Raw genomic sequence first — 15,580 nt, forward strand, 5'->3', positions numbered from 1 at the left:
GGGCGCACCGTTACCGCCGTCAGTGCCCCGAGCGTGTCGGCGACCACGAACCGTTTTACCGATGATGCTGATGGAGTGTTACGTGAATTTGCCGAGTTTCCGTCTCGTGATGGCGCTGACCCTGTCCATCTCCATGACCTTTGGCTGTGGCGCTCGGCAATCTCCGGCCGGGGGAAATGGGCAGACAACCGGAACGACATACCGCATAGACACATCGGTGCTTCGGACGATGACTGTCGACTACGACCACAAGAGTTCACCCGAGGAACTGGTTAAGTCCAGGGATCATGAAGCCATCGTCATCGGAAGTGTCGAGGGGTTCGAACAGGGGCGAGACATATATGACATCGATGATGACCCCTATCCGGACAAGCGTGTGGTCATGCACGTTCGCGTCGACTCCACCATAAAGGACAACGGGATTGTCAATGGCGGTCGCGTCTATGTCGATCTGGACCAGGGGGGTCTATATCACGATGGAACACCCAGTAAATCTCTTGATGATTTCCGAAAGGCCGTACCTGCCGGTGTGAGGGTGATGCTCTTCCTCTTCTCGGATCGGCGAACGGCCTTACGGATCGAAGGGGCCGAGAACGGTCTGCCGAGCGGTGCCGTTCTGGTGGCCCCGGACCCCCAGGGGATGGTTTTCGACGACGGCTCGAAGCTCGTGGGTGGACAGGAAGACCTGGAAGGCGAGTGGAAGGCGATGGGGAGCATCGACGAAGTCGCCCTCAGGGTGAAGAAGGCGCTGGGCGTCGAATGACCTGATGACCCACAGGCGGAGTCCGGATTACAGAGGGAGACCACAGTTGCCGCTGAGGGCAACGTGTTCGGCTACGTCACCGGTGGCAAGGGGATGGTGTAGAGGGCTCTCTTCTCGCTCAGCCATTGGTGGTCGATGAACCGGTCGCTCATGCGTCCGGTGAGGAAGAGGTAGGTCTCCAGGCAGACCCGTCCGTGGTGTTCGGGTTCGACGATCCAGGATCCGGAGCGCACGACTTCGGGGGACTCGGGGCAGCCGACTTCCCGGAGGTAGGGCTCGACCATGGAGCCGGGTTCGGCGATGACCTCTCCGTACCAGCGTTGGGTCGCCCAGCCGGTCGTGGTGCCGTCGCCGTAGAGGAGGTCGTAGATGTAGGCGTTCATGGTGCGGATCTGGAGGAAACGCAGGCCCGCGTCCGTCAGACGGGTGGTCACCGGGGGTGGGCCGCTGATGGTGAGGGCGTGGGTCCAGCCGTCGGAGTGGGGGCCGAGCCAGGCGCGTTCGGTGAAGGCCATCGGCCGGTAGCAGGTCATGGCGGTGGCGAGGTCGCAGTCCTGGCGGGAGGTGAGATCCGCGCCGAGCAGGGCGGCCACCGCGTCGGTGTTGCCCGATTCGATCCAGGTGCCGGTGAACCCGCGGGCCATTCCCGCGTCGCGCAGGAGTTCCCATTGGTCATTCACGGGGCCATGCTCCGTCCGGGATGCGGCAGAGCAGGCCCGGTGTGGTGAACCAGGTGTCGTCGATGAATCTGCCGGTCGTGTATGCCAGTGCGGCGAGGTAGAAGTTCATCTCCTGGGCGATGTCGGAGGAACCGACGAGACCTGCTCCCTCCTGCCGTGGGCGGTCCCAGTGATCCGCGGGGATGTCCTCCCACTTACCCCCGTTGACATAGACCGGCTCGCTGACCTCGCCGTCGTCGTGGGACAGATGGTAGGCCCGGCCGCCCGGCTGTGGGAGCGCGTCGAGAGCCCACCACATGGACGATCCGGACACGGTGAACATCTTGATCCAGTTGAGGCTCTGCTCGGACACCCACACGAGGTCCTCTCCCGAGTAGGGGAGATACCACCGGCGCGCCTGGTTCAGGTCGCAGGCGAGTGTCTCCTCCGCTCGCAGCGCGGTGACCGCCGCGAGGTAGTCGGGTGCCTCGACCCACGAGCACTCGAACCTGTCCGCCAGACCTCGCTCCTCGAAATACGACCACTGGTCAAGTTTTTCGCGGCTTGTCATGAGGCTCCCGTGTGATGTATCGGATAACTGAGGTGGCCGCCGCCCGGACCGGGCGGCCACCAACTATGCCAGATATTTACGGAACAATCTCATGCCGAAACCTGTCGCCGGGAAGCATCTGCGCATCGCCGTAGAACGCCTTTTTCCTGTCGCCGTGGGCCTTGTTGTGGTGTCTCGACATGGCCCGGATGGAGACGTGTCCGTTCGCATCCGCAGTGCCCTGCTTCGTCGAGGTGAAGAGGGCTCGTCGTAAGTTTCCGCCGTCACGCAGTAGCGGGAACATCCCCTTGTTCGTTGCCCGATTCTGTGCGTCCTTGATGTGGTCAATGACCTCACCAAAATTAGTGTTCCGGGATTCCTTGTTGGACATGTCGCGGTCGGTCGTGCAGTTTCTGGCGGGGCTGTCACGCGTTGCGGTAGGCAGAGGTGATCTCTCGGTGGTTCGTCAGCAGCAGCCGGTGCTCGCCGCGGCGCCGACCGGCTGGCCCGGGGTCTGTTTCGCGGCCGGGCCGCAGACGCACGGGGCCGTGGGGTCCTGGTCGGTGGTCGCGGACTTGCCCAGGACGTCGGCGTCGGCCTTGACCACGTACACCTCCCATGGCTCGGCGCCGGGGCCGGTCACCCACACCTTGTCCTGCAGGGCGTAGCAGCAGGAGGTGTCGTTCTCTTCGAAGGTGGCGAGTCCGGCGTCCTTCAGTCGCCGGGTGGCCGCCTCCACCTGGGCGGTGTCGGTGACCTCGACGCCCAGGTGGTCCAGGCGGGTGTCGTGGCCTTCCTCGCCTTCCAGGAGCACCAGCTTCAGCGGCGGCTCGGCGATGGCGAAGTTGGCGTAACCGGGGCGGCGCTTGGCGGGCTCCACGCCGAACAGCTTGGAGTAGAAGGCGATCGAGCCCTCCAGGTCGGCGACGCGCAGGGCGAGCTGGACACGGGACATGGTGGTCCTCCAGGAGGTTCCGGCGGGTGGTGGCGGTCACCACCCGCACCGCTGTTTCGATGGATATCTATTCAGCGGACGTCGCCAGCTTGCGATACTGCTTAGAGATCTGTCAACTTAGAGCTATGTCGAAACAAGTGTTGCCGATCGTGGACTTGGCCGGGGCCGACGAGGCCGGGCAGGCGTGCTGCGCGCCGCTGGCGTGCGAGCCGCTGAACGTGGCCGAGGCCGAGGAGTTGGCACCGTTGTTCAAGGCGATCGCCGACCCGGTGCGGCTGCGCCTGCTGTCGCTGATCGCCTGCCACGAGGGCGGCGAGGCGTGCGTATGCGACCTGACCGGTGCCTTCGAGCTGACCGGACCGACCATCAGCCACCACCTGAAGGTGCTACGCCAGGCCGGGCTGATCGACTGTGAGCGGCGCGGCACCTGGGTCTACTACTGGGTCAACCCAGGCGTGCTGGCGCGGCTGTCGGCGATCCTGGGACCGCGTCTGCCGGCGATGGCGTGAGCGGCGCCGCGCAGGCGCCGTCCGCCCCGGCAGGGGCCGAAGCGGTGTCGCCGGGGCGGTTGTCGACGCTGGACCGGTGGTTGCCGGCCTGGATCGCCGCCGCGATGGCCGCCGGGTTGGTGGCGGGCCGAACGGTCCCCGGCCTGGGCGCCGCTCTGGAGGTCGTGCAGGTCGACGGCATCTCGCTGCCGATCGCGCTGGGCCTGCTGGTGATGATGTATCCGGTGCTGGCCAAGGTCCGCTACGACCGACTGGAGACGGTGACCGGCGACCGGCGGCTGCTGGCCACCTCGCTGGTGCTGAACTGGGTGGTCGGCCCCGCGCTGATGTTCGCCCTGGCCTGGCTCTTCCTGCCCGACCTGCCCGCCTACCGCACCGGCCTGATCATCGTCGGGCTGGCCCGGTGTATCGCCATGGTCGTCATCTGGAACGACCTGGCCTGTGGGGACCGGGAGGCCGCCGCCGTTCTGGTCGCGATCAACAGCGCCTTCCAGGTGATCGCTTTCGCAGGGCTCGGCTGGTTCTACCTGGTCGCGCTACCGGGCCGGCTCGGCCTGCCTGCCGCCGCGCTGGACGTGTCCACCTGGGACATCGCCCGCTCCGTGCTCATCTTCCTCGGAATCCCACTGGCGGCCGGATACCTCACCCGCCGTCTGGGGGAGAAGACCAAGGGCCGTACCTGGTACGAGACCCGTTTCCTGCCGAAGATCGGTCCGGTGGCGCTGTGGGGGCTGCTGTTCACCATCGTGATCCTGTTCGCCCTGCAAGGCGACGCGATCACCTCCAAACCGCTCGACGTCGCACGGATCGCGCTGCCGCTGCTGGTCTACTTCGCGCTCATGTGGGTCGGTGCCTTCGCCCTGGGCCACCTGGTCGGTCTGGGATATGCGCGCACCGCGACGCTGGCGTTCACCGCGGCGGGCAACAACTTCGAACTCGCCATCGCGGTCGCGATCGCCACCTTCGGCGTCACCTCCGGCCAGGCCCTGGCCGGGGTGGTCGGCCCGCTGATCGAGGTGCCCGTCCTGCTCGCGCTGGTCTACCTTTCCCTGGCCCTGCGCCACCGCTTCGCCCGTGTCTAAGGAGCCTTCATGTCCACCGTCCCCGAGGTTTTGTTCGTCTGCGTGCACAACGCCGGACGCTCCCAGATGGCCGCCGCCCTGCTGGAGCACCACGCCGCAGGAGGTGTCACCGTCCACTCGGCCGGATCCGCCCCCGCCGACTCCATCAACCCAGCCGTCATCACGGTCATGGAAGAACTCGGCCTGGACCTGACCCGCGCGTTCCCCAAACCGCTCACCGGCGAGGCCGTCCAAGCCGCCGACGTGGTCGTCACCATGGGCTGCGGCGACGCCTGCCCGATCTTTCCTGGCAAACGCTACCTGGACTGGCAGCTGGCCGACCCGGCGGGCCAGGGCATCGAGCAGGTACGCCTCATCCGCGACGAGATCGATGCCAGGGTCCGCGCACTGCTGGCCGAACTGGTCCCCGCCGCAGGCCCGGCATGACCACCACAGCGGGGCCGCGCGTCACGGCCATGACCGCGAGGCATGGTGCGCAGGTGCTGGACATCTACCGGCTTGGCATCGACGAGGGCCAGGCGACCTTCGAAACCACCGTCCCGACCTGGGAACACTTCGTGGCGGCCAAGCTGCCCGCCCACAGTCACGTCGCTGTCGACAGCGACGATGACGGGGACGGTGAACGGGTGCTGGGCTGGGTCGCGGCGACGGCGGTCTCCGATCGGTGCGCCTATGTCGGAGTGGTGGAGCACTCGGTCTACGTCCACCCCGCGGCCCGAGGCCGAGGTGTCGGCTCCGCGCTGCTCGCGGCGCTGATCGCCTCCACCGAGGCCGCCGGAATCTGGACGATCCAATCCGGCGTCTTTCCCGAGAACACCGCGAGCCTCGCCCTGCACGCACGTGCCGGATTCCGGGTTATCGGCACCCGCGAGCGGATCGGACGCCACCACGGCGTTTGGCGTGACGTCGTGCTGATCGAGCGCCGCAGCCCGGTCGTCTCCTGACATCGTCCTCAAGCGAGGTCACCGCGCATGTGCGGGTCGGTGAGCAACCTCTTTTGAACGCGTTCAGCGTGCCGCGCTAGGCTGGCCTCACACGTTCTGGGGAGTCCGAATGAAAATAGTGATACCCGGAGGAAGCGGTCAGGTAGGCGCGATCCTGGATCGCGCGATGACCGCCGCAGGACATGACGTCGTGGTGCTAACCAGGCGGCCGGTGCGGGAGCACGACGTGCACTGGGACGGGGAGACCCTGGGGCCCTGGGTACAGGAGATCGACGGAAGCGACGTCGTGGTCAACCTGGCGGGGCGTAGCGTCGACTGCCGCTACACCGCCGCCAACCTCAGGGCGATGATGGACTCGCGCGTGCACTCCACCCGGGTCGTGGGCGAGGCGATCGCCGCCGCCGCGCGGCCTCCCCGAGTCTGGTTGCAGATGAGCACCGCCACCGTCTACGCGCACCGCTTCGACGTGCCCAACGACGAGGCGACAGGCGTGATCGGCGGCAGCGAACCCGGTGTCCCGGACTACTGGGCCTACAGCGTCGAGATCGCGAAAGCGTGGGAGCGGGAGCAGGAACGGGCAGAAACCCCGCACACGCGCAAGGTCGCCCTGCGTACCGCGATGGTGATGAGTCCCGATCGCGGCGGCGTCCTCGACGTCCTGCTGCGGATGACGCGGCTCGGGCTCGGCGGCCCGATCGCGGGCGGCGCGCAGTACATGTCCTGGATCCACGACCGCGACTTCGTCCGCGCCGTCGAGTTTCTGGCCGAGAGGGACGACCTCACCGGGCCGGTGAACCTCGCCGCTCCTGAGCCGCTGCCGCAGCGCGCGTTCATGCGCGCGTTGCGCGCGGCATGGGGAATCCGGGTCGGTCTGCCCGCGACGAGGTGGATGGCCGGACTCGGCGCGTTCGTGCTGCGCTCGGACACCGAACTCCTGCTGAAGAGCCGCCGGGTCGTCCCCGGCCGTCTGCTCGAAGCGGGTTTCACCTTCGACCACGCCCGGTGGCTGGAGGCGGCCGAAGACCTCGTACGGCGCGTGCGCAAAGGGGCCCGCGTCCCCGTGTGAGCCTTCCGGGGAGGCGGGCGCCCTCGGCGCTCCAAGGGTCAGGCGCGCCGCCAGCGCCAGTACGGGTCGCTGTTCTTGTACAGGCATCGGTACTTGCGGTTGGTGACCTTGGCGTAGCCGTACTTCCCGCGTGCGGCTTTCGGGCAGAAGGCGCCGGGGGTGATGCACCGCCAGACCTGCTTGTCCTGCCGGTACTGGCAGGCGGCGTGAGCGCCCACGGAAACGGCGGGGGCCTGGGCGCCGAGGGTCGCCGCCGAGGCGGGCAGGGCTACGGCGGCCGGTGCGATCAGGGCGCTGCCGACCAGGGCCGCCGACACGAGGAGGTTCTTGAGCAAGGGGAGGCTCCGAGGGGAGGGAATATGTGCTCTTCCTATGACTCCCAGCAGACCCGGCTGGTTTGCCGGGGATGTGGTGAGAATCCGGCTTTTTCCAGCGCGCTCATTCCCAGGCCGCCGCCCTGTTGGCTGGATGCCGAGGCGAGGCGATTCCTGCTAAAAATCAGATAGTCTGATTTCATGAAGGTGATGACTGCCACTGAGGCGTCTCGGAGCTTCGCGGTCGTTCTGGACGAGGCTGAGCGGGGGGAGACGATCGTGGTCACTCGCGGAGGTAAACGGATCGCGGTAATCGGTCCCGCGCCCGCGGCGCCGGGGCGTATGGTCAAAGCCTTCCTGGCCAGGGCCGCGGAGACGCTGGACGCCGACTTCGAGGCCGATGTCGCGATGGCCAGGGAGGCGGTCGACGACGAGATGAGGAGCACGTGGCCCGACGCCTGATCCTGGACACCGGCGTACTGATCGCGGCGGAGCGGGGCAAGGCCGCCGTGGACGCGGTGATCGGGGATGCCGACGATGTGGCGATCGCCGCGATCACCGTGGCCGAGCTGCTCGTCGGTGTGGAGCTGGCGGATGCGGCACGCCGTCCTGGGCGACAGGCATTCGTGGACGAGGTTCTGGCGTTGATACCGGTCGAGGAGTACACGGTGGACGTTGCCAAAGTGCACGCTCGCCTCCTGGCCGATGTGCGCCGCTCAGGGAAGGCGCGGGGAGCGTACGATCTGCTGATCGCCGCGACGGCGGCCGCCACCGCGAGAACCGTGATCACGATGGATTCGTCCGCCGGGTTCGACGACCTGCCCGGAGTCCATGCGCAGGTCGTTCCCCGCTGAACGCCACGATGCCCGGTTTCCATTGCTCCCGGGCGAAGTGTATGTGCGAGGTGACGGAAACGACCGGAGCCGGCCGGATCGGATGAAACGGAAGCCGGGGGAGCATGCGGGATCTCCCGTGCTCAGCCGCAGTGGCTCCAGCCGCTCTTCCAGGACCGTGATCCGTACGAACCGCCCCAGATCACGCACTTCTTCACGGCGGGGAGCCGTACGGGACCCGCGTAGGCGGTGAATTTACCGGGGTCGCTCGCTGCGGAGCCGCCCTTCACCTGGAGGATCGCGTTCATCGTGACCTTGGCGGAGGTGACGTATCGGGCCATCGTGACGACGCAGTTCTTGCCCTGGGCGGTGTTGTAGAGGAGATAGACGGTCGCCGCGTTGCCCAGCGCCCTGGAGTTGATCACCTTGTAGCCGCCGCCGCAGACACCGGTGGCCGTGTGGGGGTTGGGCCTCTGCGGTGGCTCGGTGGTGGGTTTCGCCGTCGGTTTCGCCGTGGGTGTCGGGGACGGCGAGGGCTTGGAGGGGGCGCTCGGCTGCGGCGAGGCCGTCGGTCCCGGAGTCTGTGAGGGGGACCTATCGGGTTTCGCCGTCGGCTTCTCCGCGGCGGGGATCGGATCCTCGTCCGGCCGGGGGGAGGGCCGCGCGGTGCGCCGGGACGGAGAGGACGTGATCGCGGGGACCGTCTCGGTTCTCTCCTCCGCCTCGGAAACCCTTTCCGAGGGCTGGGAGGACTCCTTCGGAACCTCGGGGACGAGCGTCGGATCGGGCTCCGGCTCCGTGACCTCCGACGCGGTGGGGGTCGCCGCCGGCCGCGTCGCCGCGGCCTTCCCGTTGTCCTGGAGGAGCACCGCGGCCCCTGCGGTCGCGCCGAGCGCGGCCACGACCGCCACTCCGGCGAGCAGGAGCCCCGCGGGCCGGGTCCTCTTCCTTTCGCCGGGATCCGGGCTGTTCGGTCCTGCCCCGCCCTGCCCCTGTCCGCTCTGCCATGGTCCGGCCGGTCCGGCCTGCTGGTTCGGTCCGGCCTGGTTCGGCGGGCCGTACCCGCCCCGTACGTCCTGTCGCGGGGACGTCGAGGGCGTGAGACCGGGAGCGGAACCCGGATTGGCCGTGGGGGCGGGAGCGACGCCGGGGTTGGTTGGGGGCGTGGCGCCGGGTGCGGGGCCGAGATGGGGGAGGGCGGCCGGGTGCGGGACGGGGCCGGTGGGGGCCGCGCCCATCAGGTGGCTGACGAGCTGTTCGGCGGTGGGGCGCGAGGCGGGGTCCTTGGACAGGCAGGCCGCGACCAGGTCGCGCAGTGGTCCCTCCAGCGTGCCCAGTTCCGGCTGCGCGTTCAGGATCCGGTTGATCACGATCGCGATGGAGTCCTGGCCGAACGCGGGGCTGCCGGTCGCGGCGAAGACCATCGTGACGCCCCAGGCGAACACGTCGGCCGCGGGTGTCACCTCGCCGGGGCCGAGCTGCTCGGGCGCGAGGTAGGAGGGGGTCCCCATCGCGACCCCGGTCGCCGTCATCCCCGGCGCGTCCAGTGCCCTGGCGATGCCGAAGTCGATCACCACCGGGCCCTCGGGCCCCATCAGCACGTTGGCGGGCTTGAAGTCGCGGTGCAGGATGCCCGCGCGGTGGATCGCCGACAGCGCGGTGGCCGTACTGACGGCGAGACGTTCCAGGGACGCGCCGCGCCGGGGACCCTCCCGGTCGACCAGCAGGCGCAGGGACGGGCCTGGGACGTACTCGCTCACGATGTACGGGCGGCTGCCGGCGAGGTCGGCGTGGAGCACGGCGGCGGTGCAGAACCTGGCGACCCGCTGCGCGACCGACACCTCGCGCAGGAAGCGGGCCCTGGCCTCGGGGTCGCCGACCAGCCCGTGGTGCAGGAGCTTGACGGCGACCTGCTCGCCCTCGGGCCCCCGCCCGAGGTAGACGACTCCCTGGCCGCCCTCGCCGAGCCGTCCGATCAGCTCGAACGGGCCCAGTCGCGGTGGATCCCCCTCGATGAGCGGCGCCGTCACGATGTCCCCCGAACACGATGTCCCCGAACAAAACCCAAAAAAGGTTTAGATGGGGCAGAACGCTACCAGCGTGAACGGTGACGGAGATCCCCTCGGGGGTGGAGGCCCGGGTTGCTCCGGGATCCCATGACGCCGTGCCTCGGAGCTCTCGCGCCGCGACGACCGGGGAGGCGGGGAATCCGGGGCAGGCCCCCTCAAAGGCCCGCTCAGATCGCCTTGCCCGGGTTGAGGATGCCGAGCGGGTCGAAGACCTGCTTGATCCCGTGGTGGATCTCCTCGGTGACCGGGCCGGTCTCCAGCGCGAGCCAGCGCCGCTTGAGCAGTCCGACGCCGTGCTCGCCGGTGAGGGTGCCCCCCATCTCCAGGGTCTCCCTGAAGAGCTCGTCGGCCGCCGCCCACACCTGCGGCGGCGGCTCGGTCAGGGCGTGGTCGAAGATGAAGACCGGGTGCAGGTTGCCGTCGCCCGCGTGCGCGACCGTGGTGATCAGCACGTCGTGCTTGACGGCGATCGCCTCGATCTTCTCGATCATGTACGGCAGCGAGGAACGCGGCACGCACACGTCCTCCACCAGGCACTTGCCCAGCCGTTCCTTCGCCTGGTAGGCCATCCGCCGGACCCCGATCAGCTCCTCGGCCTCCTGCGCCGACGACGACACCGCGACGAAGGCCGCTCCGTTGGCGGTGCAGAGCTCGGCCATCCGCTCGGAGACGACGGGCCCGTCGGCCGCGTCCGACTGCGCGATCAGCATCGCCCTGGTCGACTCCTCAAGCCCGATGTGCCGCCAGTCGTCGATGGCCTTGAGCGTGTTGCGGTCGAGCATCTCCATCAGCGACGGCTGGCATCCGGCCGCGATGATCGCCGAGACGGCGGCGGCGGCGTCCCTGAGCGAGGTGAACTCGGCCGCGATCGTCGCCGGGTAGACCGAAGGTGCCCTGCGCAGCCGTACCGTCGCCGCGGTGATGACCCCGAGGGTGCCCTCGGAGCCGACGAACAGCCCGGTCAGGTCGTACCCGGTCACGCCCTTCACGGTGCGCCTGCCGGTGTTGATCACCCGTCCGTCGGCGAGCACGACCTCCAGGCCCATCGCCGAGTCGCGGGTCACGCCGTACTTCACGCACCGCAGCCCGCCCGCGTTGGTGGCGAGGTTGCCGCCGATGGTGGAGATCTCGTACGAGGAGGGGTCGGGGGCGTACATCAGCCCGTGCTCGCGGGCGGCCCGGTCCAGGTCGGCGGTGATGACGCCCGGCTCGACCACGGCCATCTCGTCGGCGGGGGAGAGCTCCCTGATCGCCGCCATCCTGTGCAGCGCGAGGACGACGCATCCCTCGACGGCGGTCGCCCCGCCCGCCAGCCCGGTCCCGGCGCCCCTGGGGACGACGGGCACCCGGTGCTCGGTGGCCCATCTCATCACGGCGACCACGTCGTCCCTGGTGTGGGCGAGCACCACGGCGAGCGGTTTGCCCGGCTCCAGGAAGGTCCGGTCACGCGCGTAGGAGTCGGTCACGTCGGGATCGGTCAGCACCTTCTCCGGTGCGAGCGCGGCGGCGAGTGCGGAGATAGCAGTCACATATTGGACTTTACGGCCTATGCCAACGTGCCTTCTCCGGACAAAACGCGTTTTATTGCAGTTTCGCAACATCATTTGGTCTCTTGACTCTTCCTTTACTTTCTCGTCTAACGTCCCCGTTCGGCGCGCTCATACGGCGCGCCGGTGGTGGACGCGTCCGGTGAACCCGGGCGGCAGGAAGGGGACACGTTGTCCGGCAGAGTCAGGAGCGGGAGCGCTCGCAGGCGCCTTCTCGCGATAGTCCCCGTGCTCGGCCTGGCCGTCACGGGATTGGCCGTGAGCGGTGCGTCGGCCGAGAGCGACACCTCGGTCGCACGGTACGAGCCGACCGCGGCCGACTACTACATCAACTACGCGCCTCCGCGGGACGAGCCGGAGGTCAAGGACCCCGCCGTTCCTTCGGCCAAGGCGCGCAAGGCCGGTCCCTCCAAGAAGATCGCCGAGAAGTACTCGCAGGGCAACCCGGTGGCCGCGCGGGTGCTGGCCGCCCGCGAGGCGCAGGCGATCAGGACGGGGATCAACCCCGCCGACTTCATCTTCAAGAAGTCGAAGACCGTCAAGACGGCCAAGCTCCTCACGCTGCTGGTGGAGTTCGACGACAAGGCCAACGACGACTTCTCCGGCTTCTCACGCCCGGCCGACGTGAACAGCGAGGACCCGGCCGAGTGCGTCACCGAGCCGCCGGGCACGCTGCTCAACGGCCCGCTGCACAACAAGATCCCCAACCCGGCCACCCTGCCGCACAAGGACAACAACAGTTTCTGGGTGCCCGACTTCAGCTCCGACCACTTCAACAAGATGCTCTACACCAAGCAGGGCATCACCCAGCGCGTCCGCACCGACCTGACCGACCCCCGCGACGGCCGCAAGGGCATCGACATCTCCGGCTACACCATGAAGAACATGTACGAGGAGATGTCCAAGGGCGCCTACACGGTCACCGGCCAGGCCAGCCCGTGGATCAAGGTCCCGCACTCCGAGGCCTACTACGGCGCGCGCGCCTGCGGCCAGCCGGTGCAGGACATGAGCGGCCACCCGGACAACCCGCGCGGGGCCGGCCAGCTCGCCATCGACGCGGTCAACACCCTCGCCGCCTCCGACCCGAACTTCCCCTGGGCCGACTACGACCTCGAGGACGTCGGCGACGCCGACGGCGACGGGAACTTCGCCGAGCCCGACGGCGTGATCGACCACCTGGTCCTCGTCCACGCGGGCAAGGACAAGTCCTCCGACGGCGGCGCCGAGGGCACCTACGCGATCTGGGCGCACTCCAGCGCGGTGGCCGGCGGCTACCAGGTGCCCGGCCAGAACGTGAAGATCTCCAACTACATCGTGCAGCCCGAGGACTCCGGCGTCGGCGTCTTCGCCCACGAGTACGGCCACGACCTGGGTCTTCCCGACCTCTACGACACCAGCGGCCAGGCCTCCTCGGCCGTCGACTTCTGGGACCTGATGTCCAGCGGCTCGCACAGCGGCCCGATCTTCCAGTCGATGCCCACCCACATGAGCCTCTGGGGCAAGTGGGTCCTCGGCTGGGCCAACCCCAAGGTCTTCGACCCGGGCGACCGCGCCGGCCTGGTGACGATCGGCCAGGCCTCGCGCACACCCAAGCTCACCCAGGACGGCGTCAGGGTGAACCTGACCAGCCCTCCGGTCACGATGGTCGAGCCGCACAGCGGCACCAAGACGTTCTGGTCCAACTTCGACCAGGAGTGGGCGAACGTCAAGATCGGCCGTGACGTCCAGGTGCCCGCGGGAAGCGACCTGAAGTTCTGGATGTGGAACAACTACGAGATCGAGGAGGACTGGGACTTCGGCTTCGTCGAGGTCTCCACGGACGGCGGCACGACCTGGGCCCAGCAGAAGGTCTACACCGAGGGCGGCGCCCTGGTCTCCACCGGCGACGACTACCCCGACCCCAACGGCAACCTGGCCGCTTTCGGCAACAAGAAGTACGGCCTCGGCGGCGACACCGGCGGCTGGCGGCACGACTACGTCGACCTCACCCCGTTCGCCGGCACGACCGTCAAGCTGCGCCTGACGTACAACACCGACGCCGCCTACACCCCGCGCGGCTGGCACGTCGACGACTTCGCGCTCACCAACGGCGCCCAGACCGTCTGGAGCGACGACCTGGAGAGCGGCGCCGCCGGCTGGACGGCGAACGGCGGCACCTTCAACGGCACCACCGGCAAGGGCTGGGTCGTCAACGACGGCAAGCGCGAGGTCTCCCGGTTCTACCTGGCCGAGTGGCGCAACCTCGACGGGTTCGACAAGGGCCTGCAGTACACCTACGCCACCAACTACTCCCGTGAGGGCTCCTGGAAGGTGGAGAAGGTCAAGTACAACGCCCCCGGCCTGCTCGTGTGGTTCCGCGACTCCAACTACACCAACAACTCGGTGGCGAACAACCTCGACCTGGCGCCGAGCATCGGCTCCAAGGGCAGCCTGCTCCTCGTCGACTCCCACTTCGACCCGCTGCGGCGGACCGGAGCGGCGGCCGCGAAGGACACCACCACGCTCAAGAACATGAGCGGCCGCGTGCAGAGCTCGAACGCCGCCTTCTCCTTCGCCAAGACCTACCCCTTCACCGAGTGCTTCGAGGGCCCGGGTGAGCCCTTCAGCGAGTACTGCACCAAGGTGGCCGCGCAGAAGGGGGTCTCCGAGTTCACCGACGCGAAGACCTGGTACCCCGGGTTCGAGGCGCGCGGCACCAGCCTGTTCTACCGCGACTTCGACGCCTCCACGGTCGTCCCGTCCAAGGGTGACCAGCCCTACAGCACCCGGATCGTCAACGCCGACGGCACCCCGGCCACCGAGCTGTACGGGACCGACATGGGCAACGGCCACGTCCTCGGCTCGGGCAACCCCGGTGACGAGGGCAGGGCGCTGGGCGTGAAGCTCAAGCTGATCACCCCGCTCCCCGGCGACCTCGGCGCGATCGTGCAGGTCACCCCGCCCAAGGAGTAGGGGGCACCGGCCAGGAAGGTAAACGGGATCCCACAAACGGTAGGGCCCCGCCGTCACCGACGGCGGGGCCCTACCATTTGAACGGGCGACCATCCGATCGGACAGGGGCAGCGTGGGAGAGCTTCGAAGCAAGGCCGAGCACACCGAGGCCATCCGGACCAAGGGCAGGGTCTGCGTGGTCGTCAACACGCGCTCGCGCCGAGGCCGGCGCCACTACGCCGCCGTGGTCCGCGCGCTGCGGGCCGAGGGGTTCGGCTCGATCCGTTTCCTGCCGGTGGTCGACCCCAAGCGCCTGCGCGCCACCCTGGAGGAGGCCCTCGCCTCCGAGCCCGACCTGCTCGTCGTGGGAGGCGGCGACGGCACGCTCAGCGCCGCCGTCAAGCACGTCGCCCACCGCGACGTCGCCCTGGGCGTGCTGCCCCTGGGCACGACCAACAACTTCGTCCGAAGCCTGGGCGTCCCCCTCGACCTCGCCGGAGCGATCCGGGTGCTGCGCACGGGGAAGGTCGCCGACATCGACCTGGGCGTGGCCGGAGACCGCGAGTTCGCCAACCTGGCCAGTTTCGGGGTCTCCGTGGAGGTGGCGGGCAAGGTCAGGCACGGGGTGAAGCGTCTTCTCGGCCGTGCCGCCTACCCGCTCACGGCCCTCACGATCCTGCCGGGCCACCGGCCGTTCCGTGCCTTCCTCACCGTGGACGGGCGCCGCCACGAGCTGCTCACCCACCAGCTCAACATCGCCAACGGCCGCTTCCACGGCGGCTGGCAGGTCGCCAGGGACATCAGCATCGACAACGGGCTCCTGGTCGCGTACCAGCTCGGCTCGGGCAAGCGCCTGCGTCTGCTGCTGGAGACCATGGTCCGCGCCGGCAGCGGCCGCTGGCGCAGCCTGGCGGGAGGCCCCTTCGTCGTGGGGCGCGAGATGCACCTGGAGACCGACCCGCCGATGGCCGCCGACGTCGACGGCGAGGTCCGCCTGATGACCCCGATCACGATCCGCACCATCCCCAACGGCCTGCGGGTGATGGTCCCCGACGACTTCGTCGACTCCTGAGCCCGGTGCGGTCCCGGTGCGGCCCGGTGCCGGCGGCGATTGGAACCGGCGTCACCGGGTAGTCGGAGGTCTCCGACAGATGGAGGGCACCATGGCATCGCTGATCGACCGGGTCCGACGCTACCTGAGCACCCCGCAGGGACGGCGGAACATGGAGAAGGCCAAGACCATGGCCCGCGACCCGCGCAACCAGCAGAGGTTGCGCGGGCTCCTCGACCGGTTCCGCGGCGGCCCCACCCGCCGCCGCTGACCTTCGCTCGCGCCGGGGTCAGGTCTGGATGAAGGT

The 15,580-nt window shown here is 68.7% G+C and carries 18 protein-coding genes; 11 read left to right on the forward strand and 7 right to left on the reverse strand.

Features of this window, described 5'->3' with window-relative positions; translation table 11 throughout:
* The first annotated feature begins 61 nt into the window (after positions 1-61).
* Positions 62-763 carry a hypothetical protein gene (locus ACFY3D_RS17890; protein ID WP_389980624.1) on the forward strand — a complete coding sequence of 234 codons (702 nt, stop codon included), beginning with the start codon at positions 62-64 and terminating at the stop codon, positions 761-763.
* Between the two features lie 71 nt (positions 764-834).
* Here ACFY3D_RS17890 and ACFY3D_RS17895 read toward each other — a convergent pair whose 3' ends face one another.
* The 4 genes from ACFY3D_RS17895 to ACFY3D_RS17910 form a co-directional block, all read right to left on the reverse strand.
* Positions 835-1,443, reverse strand: a complete 609-nt coding sequence (locus tag ACFY3D_RS17895) for a hypothetical protein (protein WP_389980626.1) — start codon at positions 1,441-1,443, stop codon at positions 835-837.
* On the reverse strand, positions 1,436-1,993 hold the full coding sequence (locus ACFY3D_RS17900; RefSeq protein ID WP_389980628.1) for a hypothetical protein: 558 nt from the start codon (positions 1,991-1,993) through the stop codon (positions 1,436-1,438). Before ACFY3D_RS17900 ends, ACFY3D_RS17895 begins: the two co-directional genes overlap by 8 nt.
* 76 nt (positions 1,994-2,069) lie before the next feature.
* Positions 2,070-2,363 carry a hypothetical protein gene (locus ACFY3D_RS17905; protein ID WP_389980630.1) on the reverse strand — a complete coding sequence of 98 codons (294 nt, stop codon included), beginning with the start codon at positions 2,361-2,363 and terminating at the stop codon, positions 2,070-2,072.
* Between the two features lie 75 nt (positions 2,364-2,438).
* On the reverse strand, positions 2,439-2,927 hold the full coding sequence (locus ACFY3D_RS17910; RefSeq protein WP_389980632.1) for an ArsI/CadI family heavy metal resistance metalloenzyme: 489 nt from the start codon (positions 2,925-2,927) through the stop codon (positions 2,439-2,441).
* Between the two features lie 125 nt (positions 2,928-3,052).
* On the opposite strand from ACFY3D_RS17910, the gene ACFY3D_RS17915 reads away from it, so the two are divergent.
* The 5 genes from ACFY3D_RS17915 (at position 3,053) to ACFY3D_RS17935 (ending at position 6,528) form a co-directional block, all read left to right on the forward strand.
* Positions 3,053-3,436: a metalloregulator ArsR/SmtB family transcription factor gene (locus tag ACFY3D_RS17915; protein WP_389980634.1), complete on the forward strand. Its 384-nt coding sequence runs from the start codon at positions 3,053-3,055 to the stop codon at positions 3,434-3,436.
* The gene (gene arsB / locus ACFY3D_RS17920; RefSeq protein ID WP_389980636.1) at positions 3,433-4,518 is read left to right on the forward strand and encodes an ACR3 family arsenite efflux transporter; all 1,086 of its coding nucleotides are present in this window, start codon (positions 3,433-3,435) and stop codon (positions 4,516-4,518) included. Before ACFY3D_RS17915 ends, arsB begins: the two co-directional genes overlap by 4 nt.
* A gap of 9 nt (positions 4,519-4,527) precedes the next feature.
* On the forward strand, positions 4,528-4,944 hold the full coding sequence (locus ACFY3D_RS17925) for an arsenate reductase ArsC (RefSeq protein ID WP_389980638.1): 417 nt from the start codon (positions 4,528-4,530) through the stop codon (positions 4,942-4,944).
* A gap of 29 nt (positions 4,945-4,973) precedes the next feature.
* Entirely contained in the window at positions 4,974-5,462 is a 489-nt protein-coding gene (locus ACFY3D_RS17930) for a GNAT family N-acetyltransferase (protein WP_389980640.1), read from the forward strand.
* 109 nt (positions 5,463-5,571) lie between these two features.
* Positions 5,572-6,528 (forward strand): TIGR01777 family oxidoreductase, encoded by a 957-nt coding sequence (locus ACFY3D_RS17935; protein WP_389980642.1) that lies wholly within the window; start codon positions 5,572-5,574, stop codon positions 6,526-6,528.
* Between the two features lie 38 nt (positions 6,529-6,566).
* Here ACFY3D_RS17935 and ACFY3D_RS17940 read toward each other — a convergent pair whose 3' ends face one another.
* Positions 6,567-6,863, reverse strand: a complete 297-nt coding sequence (locus tag ACFY3D_RS17940) for a hypothetical protein (protein ID WP_389980643.1) — start codon at positions 6,861-6,863, stop codon at positions 6,567-6,569.
* 189 nt (positions 6,864-7,052) lie between these two features.
* Between ACFY3D_RS17940 and ACFY3D_RS17945 the strand changes: the two genes are divergently transcribed.
* Positions 7,053-7,304 (forward strand): type II toxin-antitoxin system Phd/YefM family antitoxin, encoded by a 252-nt coding sequence (locus ACFY3D_RS17945; RefSeq protein WP_389980645.1) that lies wholly within the window; start codon positions 7,053-7,055, stop codon positions 7,302-7,304.
* The gene (locus ACFY3D_RS17950) at positions 7,289-7,696 is read left to right on the forward strand and encodes a PIN domain-containing protein (RefSeq protein ID WP_389980647.1); all 408 of its coding nucleotides are present in this window, start codon (positions 7,289-7,291) and stop codon (positions 7,694-7,696) included. Before ACFY3D_RS17945 ends, ACFY3D_RS17950 begins: the two co-directional genes overlap by 16 nt.
* Before the next feature lie 122 nt (positions 7,697-7,818).
* On the opposite strand, the gene ACFY3D_RS17955 is transcribed toward ACFY3D_RS17950, so the two are convergent.
* A complete protein-coding gene (locus tag ACFY3D_RS17955) occupies positions 7,819-9,705 on the reverse strand; it encodes a protein kinase (protein WP_389980649.1) in 1,887 nt (628 codons plus the stop codon).
* A 206-nt stretch (positions 9,706-9,911) separates the two neighbouring features.
* Complete coding sequence (locus ACFY3D_RS17960; protein WP_389980651.1) at positions 9,912-11,273, reverse strand: FAD-binding oxidoreductase; 1,362 nt, start codon at positions 11,271-11,273, stop codon at positions 9,912-9,914.
* Between the two features lie 276 nt (positions 11,274-11,549).
* Here ACFY3D_RS17960 and ACFY3D_RS17965 point away from each other — a divergent pair, with 276 nt between their 5' ends.
* The 3 genes from ACFY3D_RS17965 (at position 11,550) to ACFY3D_RS17975 (ending at position 15,544) form a co-directional block, all read left to right on the forward strand.
* Positions 11,550-14,243: an immune inhibitor A domain-containing protein gene (locus ACFY3D_RS17965; protein WP_389980653.1), complete on the forward strand. Its 2,694-nt coding sequence runs from the start codon at positions 11,550-11,552 to the stop codon at positions 14,241-14,243.
* A gap of 112 nt (positions 14,244-14,355) precedes the next feature.
* The gene (locus ACFY3D_RS17970; RefSeq protein WP_389980655.1) at positions 14,356-15,294 is read left to right on the forward strand and encodes a diacylglycerol/lipid kinase family protein; all 939 of its coding nucleotides are present in this window, start codon (positions 14,356-14,358) and stop codon (positions 15,292-15,294) included.
* Between the two features lie 91 nt (positions 15,295-15,385).
* Positions 15,386-15,544 (forward strand): hypothetical protein, encoded by a 159-nt coding sequence (locus tag ACFY3D_RS17975; protein ID WP_350943952.1) that lies wholly within the window; start codon positions 15,386-15,388, stop codon positions 15,542-15,544.
* The last annotated feature ends 36 nt before the right edge of the window (positions 15,545-15,580 follow it).

Source organism: Streptosporangium sp. NPDC000509, from assembly GCF_042898365.1.
Taxonomy (GTDB): domain Bacteria; phylum Actinomycetota; class Actinomycetes; order Streptosporangiales; family Streptosporangiaceae; genus Streptosporangium.

Excerpts from the sequence above, each read along its gene's own strand:
- ACFY3D_RS17945 (WP_389980645.1), top strand. The coding sequence starts at position 7,053 with ATGACTGCCACTGAGGCGTCTCGGAGCTTCGCGGTCGTTCTGGACGAG.
- ACFY3D_RS17935 (WP_389980642.1), top strand. The coding sequence starts at position 5,572 with ATGAAAATAGTGATACCCGGAGGAAGCGGTCAGGTAGGCGCGATCCTG.
- ACFY3D_RS17930 (WP_389980640.1), top strand. The coding sequence starts at position 4,974 with ATGACCGCGAGGCATGGTGCGCAGGTGCTGGACATCTACCGGCTTGGC.
- ACFY3D_RS17900 (WP_389980628.1), bottom strand. The coding sequence starts at position 1,993 with ATGACAAGCCGCGAAAAACTTGACCAGTGGTCGTATTTCGAGGAGCGA.
- ACFY3D_RS17890 (WP_389980624.1), top strand. The coding sequence starts at position 62 with ATGATGCTGATGGAGTGTTACGTGAATTTGCCGAGTTTCCGTCTCGTG.
- ACFY3D_RS17905 (WP_389980630.1), bottom strand. The coding sequence starts at position 2,363 with ATGTCCAACAAGGAATCCCGGAACACTAATTTTGGTGAGGTCATTGAC.
- ACFY3D_RS17975 (WP_350943952.1), top strand. The coding sequence starts at position 15,386 with ATGGCATCGCTGATCGACCGGGTCCGACGCTACCTGAGCACCCCGCAG.
- ACFY3D_RS17915 (WP_389980634.1), top strand. The coding sequence starts at position 3,053 with ATGTCGAAACAAGTGTTGCCGATCGTGGACTTGGCCGGGGCCGACGAG.
- ACFY3D_RS17910 (WP_389980632.1), bottom strand. The coding sequence starts at position 2,927 with ATGTCCCGTGTCCAGCTCGCCCTGCGCGTCGCCGACCTGGAGGGCTCG.
- ACFY3D_RS17925 (WP_389980638.1), top strand. The coding sequence starts at position 4,528 with ATGTCCACCGTCCCCGAGGTTTTGTTCGTCTGCGTGCACAACGCCGGA.